The 6,475-nt window shown below is 75.5% G+C and carries 3 protein-coding genes and 4 pseudogenes; all 7 read left to right on the top strand.

The window, feature by feature from the left end; translation table 11 throughout:
* Positions 1–164: 164 nt before the first annotated feature.
* A complete protein-coding gene (locus GJ633_RS12840; protein ID WP_321169077.1) occupies positions 165–677 on the top strand; it encodes a hypothetical protein in 513 nt (170 codons plus the stop codon).
* Positions 678–728: 51 nt separating this feature from the next.
* Positions 729–1,202 (top strand): hypothetical protein, encoded by a 474-nt coding sequence (locus tag GJ633_RS12835; protein ID WP_321169076.1) that lies wholly within the window; start codon positions 729–731, stop codon positions 1,200–1,202.
* A 58-nt stretch (positions 1,203–1,260) separates the two neighbouring features.
* Positions 1,261–3,224 (top strand): annotated as a pseudogene (locus tag GJ633_RS12830) (ATPase, T2SS/T4P/T4SS family).
* A pseudogene (locus GJ633_RS12825) lies at positions 3,221–5,001 on the top strand (type II secretion system protein). The pseudogenes GJ633_RS12830 and GJ633_RS12825 overlap by 4 nt, the downstream one beginning before the upstream one ends.
* Positions 5,002–5,188: 187 nt before the next feature.
* Positions 5,189–5,658, top strand: a pseudogene (locus GJ633_RS18280) (hypothetical protein).
* A complete protein-coding gene (locus GJ633_RS18545; RefSeq protein ID WP_394351159.1) occupies positions 5,639–5,926 on the top strand; it encodes a hypothetical protein in 288 nt (95 codons plus the stop codon). The pseudogene GJ633_RS18280 and the gene GJ633_RS18545 overlap by 20 nt, the downstream one beginning before the upstream one ends.
* A gap of 187 nt (positions 5,927–6,113) precedes the next feature.
* A pseudogene (locus GJ633_RS17900) lies at positions 6,114–6,475 on the top strand (hypothetical protein); the annotation flags it as partial.

The following is a 6,475-nucleotide window of genomic DNA, read 5'->3' as shown; positions in this document are numbered from 1 at the left end:
ATCCCGTCTCGAACGCTCCAGTTCGCTCAACTATCCCTCTATCGTACTACTAGCACGCCGACGATAGCAGCAGAGACACCTACAACGTGGTGAAAATAATCCCTTGTGGAGACTTCTATGAACCCTCCCGACCCGTTAAGTACCGAGCCGCGGCCAGTCGCCGCGTGACGAGCGACATCCGCGATACCAACGACACCCGCGACACCCAAGATACCCGCGACGGCAACCAGCGGTTCGAGGAGGGATTCGACGAGCGACTGCGCGCGGTCGAGCGCGCGCTCACGGGCACGGACGCCTCGGTGGCCGCGGTGGCCAACGACGCGGCGGCCGCCGAGGAGCGCGCGGCGCTCGACACCCGGGTCGACGACCTGACCGAGCGCGTCGAGGAGCTGGAGGCGGCGACGCAGGCGCTCCGCGGGTACGCGGGCGCGATCCGCGCGGTCAACCGCGAGGTCGAACGTCGCGCCGACCTCGCGCTGGCCCGGGCGAGCGGCGACGACGAGACGCCGAGCGAGGCCGCCCTCGACGCCGCGCTCCCGTCGGACCGCCACGAAGCGAGCGACTCGGAGGGCGGCACCGACAGAGACGACGGCGGCGACGAGAGGGGCTCGACCGACACCGAGGGGAGCAGATCGAACGACTACGCCGTCCTGGGACGCCTGCGTGAGTCGCTGTAGTCACCGCTTCCCGATCGCCCGTACGCGGGGCCACCGCAGGGAGGCGCCGACGTGATCCGTGTCGTGCTGACCGTCGCCGTCGCGGTCGCGCTCCTCGGGGCGTCGATGCCGGCGCTGGAGACCGCGCGGACGGCGACGACGGTCGACCGGCTCGACACGGAGGCGGAGCGGGTCGAACGGTCGATCGCGAGCCTCACGGCCGGATCGGTCGCCGCCGCCGAGCCGTCGCTCGCCGCGCGGACGACCGCGACGGTCCGGGTCCCGACCGGCCTCACCGCGGCGCGAATAGACCGGGTCGCACTCGTCGAGACCGCCGACGACCGGTCCGGTCGTCGCGGCGTTGCGCTCGCGTACCGGCTCCGGGGGGGCCCGGTGCAGACCGTCTCGGTCGTCCCGTCGGTGCTCGCCGTCGACGTTGACGTCGTCGGCGACGCGCTCGCGTTGCGAACGGCGGGCCGGAGCCGGCTCGAACTCCGACTCGTCGACGACGGCGGCCCGACGGTCCGCATCACGCGGGTCGGATGAGGGCGTTCGAGAGCGGATCGCGCGAGCGTTTATGTACCATACCGCCGCCACCCCCGCCGTGAACCTCGACCTCTCCGCGCTGCCCGGCGTCGACGGCGACGCGCCGCTCCGGTCGCTCCCGTGGATCGACGACGAGCCGACGGGCTGTCGGTGCGAGCCGTCCTTCGAGGAGCCGATCGAACCGGCGTCGACGACCGCGTCGTGCTCGCGGTCGACGCGAACGGGTGTCCCGGCCGCGGCGACCTCGCCGCGAGTCCCGACTGTCTGGCGACGGTCGTCGATGCGCTGACCGACCGTGACGCCGACGCGATCAGGACGCGCCACGCCGGCCGCGAGCGGGCGTACACAGGCCGGGCCGCGGCGTGTCTGGTCGCGGCGGGACGGTTCCGCGAGCAGGTGGGCTTCCACGAGCAGCGGCTCGCTGGCCGGGCGGCGCGTGACCCGATCGGCGCGGCCCGGGAAGCGGCGGGACGAGCCGGGCCACCGAAGCGGATCGCGGCCGAGACCGGCCTCGCAGCGGTCGTCGACGGCGTCGACGAGGAGAGTACGGTGGACGGCAGCGATGTCCTCCGGGCGCACGCCGCGCCGACGATCGCGTCGACGCGGATCGCGGCCGAGCCGCCGCCGAGCGCGTCGCTCGTCGAGCGGTGGGACCTCGACACCGGCGCGGTCGTCAGACTGTACGAGGGCGCGGAGCCGCTGCGGACGTACCACCTGACGCCGCCGACGGCCCGGCTCGACGACGCGACCGTCGAGACGCTGGCGGCCGCGCGAGACCGCCTCCTCGACGATCCGAGCGGCGACGACAGGGCGCCGGGGCGGGCGGTCCGGGCGGTCGCTCGCGATGGCGACCCCGTCTCCGAACTGACGGACATCCTGACTCGACACGCACACGGGTTCGGCGCGCTGGAGCACGTGTTCGCGGACGACCGGGTAAGCGACGCGACGCTCACGGCACCGGTGACGGAGAACCCGCTGCGCGTCGTCGTCGACGGCGAGCGCTGTCGGACGAACGTCCGCCTCCCGCCGGAAGGAGCGGCGACGCTGGCGTCCCGCCTCCGGCGGACGAGCGGGCGGGGGTTCTCGCGGGCGAGCCCGACCCTCGACGCGACGCTCACGGCGGAGGCCGGGCGGGTCCGAGTGGCGGCGACGACCGATCCCGCGACGGACGGACTCTCGTTCGCGTTCCGGCGAGGGGATCCCGAGGCGTGGACGCTGGAGCGGCTCGTCGCCTGCGGGACGCTCTCCTCAAGGGCCGCCGGACTCCTCTCGGTCGCCGTCGAGCGGGGCGTGACCGGGCTCGTCGCGGGCGGCCGCGGCGCCGGAAAGACGACCGCGCTCGGGTCGCTCCTGTGGGAGCTGCCGGCGGAGACGCGCGCGCTCCTGATCGAGGACACCGCCGAGCTGCCGGCGACCGCGCTCGCGGCCGCCGGCCGCGACACCCAGCGGATCCGCGTGGGCGACGGGGCCGAGCCGTCGCCGAGCGAGGCGGTACGGACCGCCCTGCGGCTCGGCGGCGGCGCCATCGTCGTCGGCGAGGTCCGCGGCGAGGAGGCCGCGGCGCTGTACGAGGCGATGCGGGTCGGCGCCGCTGGCGAGACCGTCCTCGGGACGATCCATGGGGAGGACCCGGAAGCGGTCCGAGAGCGCGTCGTGACCGACCTCGGGGTCTCGCCGTCCTCCTTCGCCGCGACCGACCTCGTCGTCGTGTTGAACGACCACCGGGTCGACGCGATCGCGGAAGTGTCCGGACACGCCGACGGCGTGGCGTTCGACCCCCTGTTCGAGCGGACGGGCGACGGATCGGCGGCGACCGGTCGGATCGATCGCGGCGAGAGCCGGCTCGTCGACGGGCTCGCCGGCCCTGACGAGTCGTACGCGGCCGTGAGAGACGCCGTCGACGAGCGGGCAGCCCGGATCCGCGAGTCGGTCCGCGCTGGCGCGATCGCACCGACGGACACACGCCGCGGCGTGACCGACGCGAGCGATGCCCGAACGGGCGCCGACGGAGGGGACCGGTGACGGCCGACGACGCGGCGTCGGCGGCGCTGCAGCGGTCGGTAGCGTTCCTCGGATGGGAGACGAGCCCGAGCCGGATCGTCGAGATCGGTCATCGAGCCGGTGTCGGCGCCGGCGTCGTCTGCGCGGTCGCTGCGGGGCTCCTCGTCGGTCCACTGGTCGGAACGGCGCTCGGACTGGCGGGATGGCTGGGGACGACCCACGGCGTCCACCGGGCGCCGGTGTGGCTTGCGACGCTCCGCCGAACCCGAGCGCTCGGCGCCGCACCCGGACTCGTCGGCCGGCTCGTGTTGCGGATGCGTCTCGACCCGTCGACCGAGCGCGCCGTACAGTTCGCGGCGCGAACCGGCGAGGGGCCGCTGGCGGAGGCGCTCGCGCGCCACGACCGGGGGACGGTCGACGGGCCGACGAGCGGGCTCCGGGCGTTCGCCGCCGAGTGGCGTCCGTGGTTCCCCGCGATCGACCGCGCCGCGGCGCTCGTGCGGACGGCGGCGACGGCGCCGCCGGAGCGCCGCGGGCGGTGTCTCGACCGGGCGCTCGACGCGACGCTGTCGGGAACGACGGACCGACTGGCGGCGTTCGTGGGCGCGGTTCAGGGGCCGGTGTCGGCGCTGTACGCCTTCGGCGTGCTCCTCCCGCTGGCGCTGATCGCGCTGTTGCCCGCGGCAGCCGCCGCCGGCGTCCCGATCGGCCCCGGCGTCGTCGTCGGGCTGTATCTCGTCGTCCTCCCGATCGGGCTCGTCGCGGCGTCGGCGTGGCTGCTCTCCAGACGGCCGGTGGCGTTCGCGCCGCCGCCGATAGACCGGACGCACCCGGACGTGCCGAGGCGAGGACCGCACGCCGTCGCCGCGGGTGTCGGCGTCGGGGGCGCCGCCGGCGCGGCCGCGGGGTGGAGCGTTGCCTGGTGGATCGCGCCCGTGGCGGCCGTCGGCGTCGGCGCCGGGACCGCGCTGATCGTCGCGACGCGGGCGCGGCGGGCGGTGCTGTCTGCGGTCCGGGAGACGGAGCGCGGCCTGCCGGACGCCATGACGGTGATCGGCGGCGACGTCGCCGAGGGCGTCGCCGTCGAGACGGCCGTCGCGAACGCCGGCGACCGGCTCGACGGCGAGACGGGGAACCTCTTCGACCACGCCGGCCGCCGGAGCCGGACGCTGCGAGTCGGCGTCCGTGAGGCGTTCCTCGGTCGGGGCGGGCCGGCGACGTCCGTGCCGTCTCCGCGGCTCCGCGGCGCGATCGCGCTCCTGGCCGTCGCGGCGCGGGAGGGACGGCCGGCGGGCGACGTCCTGCTCGAACTCGCCGACCAGCTCGAAGCGCTCCGCGCGCTCGAACACGACGCCAGACGACAGCTGGCGACCGTGACGGGGACGCTCACGAACACCGCCGCGGTGTTCGCGCCGCTCGTGGGCGGCGCGACGGTCGCGCTCGCGACCGGCATCGACACGGTCGATGCCGGGGGGCTCGGCGCCGGGGCGACCGCGGGCGCCGCGACGCGCTCGGAATGGGGGCGCCCGATGGGTCCGGCGCCCCCGGCGTGAACTCGGCGTCCGCGACGGCCGGAGCGGACGGCGGGGATCCATCGACGGGGACGCTTTCGGTTCCCGTCCTCGGCCGCATCGTCGGGGCGTACGTCCTCCTGCTTTCGGTGCTGCTCACCGCGCTGGCGACGGGGTTAGAACGGGGGTTCGACCGGACGCTCGTCGCCTACCGCGTCGGGATCGCGCTGCCGACGGCGGCCGCGACGTACGTCGTCGCCTTCGCCGGGGCGGGGCTCCTGCTGTGAGAGCCGTCGGTCGGCGGTGGACGAGAGCCGACCGTCGGATACGGCTCTCGATCGTCCCGCCGCGACGGCCCGCCTCCCAATCGACGGTCTCCGCCGCTACGGCGGTCCATCCCCCTACGACGGTCCCCGGCACGACGACTCGCTCCGGACGCGACCGCTTAAGTACGATACCGCGGCCACCGCCTCCGTGTTCGAGATCCACCTCGACGCCACGTACGCGTGGCTCGGCCTGGCCGTGGTGAGCGTCGCGACCCTCGGGGTCGCCGCGGCGTTCCCCGCGTCGCCCCCGCCCGACGCCGGCGGGGTCGCACACACGATCGACTCGGTCGCGGGCGGCGAGCACCCCGCGACCGCGGAGCACGGTCTCGCCGCCGAGCGGATCCGGCTCTCACCGCGATCGGTCGCGCTCGGCGGTCCCGGCGGAACCGCGCGGGCGTCGCTGCGCGCGGGTCGGACGACGCCCGTGCCCCCGACCGATACCGGCCTCCGTCGGGTGCTCGACGGCGTGCCGCCGGACGCGCGTTCGACGATCCGGCGGCGTTCGCCGCCGCCGCAGAGCGCGCGCGCGACGCCGAACACGGCTGGCGACCGGCGCCGGGACGGCTCACCGTCAGGCGGGTCCACTACGGGACAGTCCATGTCACGCTGGTCGGGTGAGCCGCTGGCGGACGACCGCCGTGCCGCGGTCGAGCCGATCGCCGCGCTCGCGGCGGTCCTCGCGGTCGGCGCGGCGCTGTCCCTCTACGCGGCGGCGGCCGACGACGCGAGGCCCGACCGCGAGCGACCGGTCGCCGAGGCCGCGCTCGACCGCGCGGAGGCGACGCTGACGGTCGGCGGCGTCGCGACCCGGGTCGGACCGCCGACGTCGATCTCCGACCCCGAACGACCCTCGAACTGGAGGCGGACGGCGAGCGGTGGCGCGTGACGTCCGGCGCGCACGCGCCGACCCCGAGACGGACGGACGAACGGGGGGGTGAGGGGCGCTGGCGATCGCCGGGGGTCGCCGTCGCCGAGCGCTCGGTCACGGTCCGGACCGCGCCCGGTCGGAACGTCCGTGGAACGCTTCGAGTGGTGACCCGCCGGTGACGAGCACCGTCCTCGACGTGAGCGTCATGCTGCTCTGCGTCTCCGCGAGCGTCGTCGCGCTCGCCGCGGTCGACGACGGGAGCGATCGGCGCCCGGAGACGGCCGACGCGGTCGCCGACCGGCTCGTGACCGAGACCACCACGGTCACGTACCCCGACCCCGACGCGCCGAGCGAGACGCGAACCGTCCACGCGACGCGCGCCGAGCTACTCGTATGGATCGCGACCACCGCGGCGGACGAGCGAAATGACGAGGCGAACGGGACGAACGCGGTCGTCGATACCGAGGACGATCCCGAGGTCCGCAGCGCCTTCGTCCGATCCGCCCGGGAGGCTGTCGCGAGCGGGATCGGTCCCAGAACCCGGATCGACGTCGTCGCCGGCGGCGG

It is taken from the genome of Halorubrum sp. CBA1125 (assembly GCF_009742825.1).
Taxonomy (GTDB): domain Archaea; phylum Halobacteriota; class Halobacteria; order Halobacteriales; family Haloferacaceae; genus Halorubrum.
The sequence above is the reverse complement of the archived record's forward strand: the minus strand, read 5'-3'. Positions and strand labels throughout refer to the sequence as shown.